Annotated in this window: 2 rRNA genes; both read right to left on the reverse strand. The window is 48.0% G+C overall.

Annotation, left to right across the window (positions count from 1 at the left end):
* Positions 1-279 (reverse strand): 23S ribosomal RNA (locus tag FZC79_RS22845); the annotation flags it as partial.
* 257 nt (positions 280-536) lie between these two features.
* Positions 537-765: ribosomal RNA gene (locus tag FZC79_RS22850) — 16S ribosomal RNA — on the reverse strand; the annotation flags it as partial.

A 765-nucleotide genomic window follows, 5' to 3' on the forward strand; every position in this document is an offset into this window, starting at 1 on the left:
CTTGGTTTGGGCTAATCCCGTTTCGCTCGCCGCTACTCAGGGAATCGCGTTTGCTTTCTCTTCCTCCGGGTACTTAGATGTTTCAGTTCCCCGGGTCTGCCTTCCATACTCTATGTATTCAAGTATGGATACTGCACCATTACGTGCAGCGGGTTYCCCCATTCGGAAATCTCCGGATCAAAGCTTACTTACAGCTCCCCGAAGCATATCGGTGTTAGTCCCGTCCTTCATCGGCTCCTAGTGCCAAGGCATCCACCGTGCGCCCTTTCTAACTTAACCAAATGGTTAATCTAACAATATCTCATAAGAGATATCCTAAAATGGCGATTCTCGGTTCTTTCTTGACTTTCTTCTTCTAACTTTATCTAGTTTTCAAAGAACAATTGTTTGATGGTCATCACGTCGAAAGGAGAATTGAAAGCTCCGCTTCGCYGCGCAATGTTAATGAGGGTTATTTTCGCYAGGCGAAAAAACCTAATTAAACCATCAAAACTGAACAAAACCAAACAGAAACGTCACGTCTCATATATCCTTAGAAAGGAGGTGATCCAGCCGCACCTTCCGATACGGCTACCTTGTTACGACTTCACCCCAATCATCTGTCCCACCTTAGGCGGCTGGCTCCAAAAGGTTACCTCACCGACTTCGGGTGTTACAAACTCTCGTGGTGTGACGGGCGGTGTGTACAAGGCCCGGGAACGTATTCACCGCGGCATGCTGATCCGCGATTACTAGCGATTCCAGCTTCATGCAGGCGAGTTGCAG

The organism is Rossellomorea vietnamensis (assembly GCF_008180615.1).
Classification (GTDB): Bacteria; Bacillota; Bacilli; order Bacillales; family Bacillaceae_B; genus Rossellomorea; species Rossellomorea vietnamensis_D.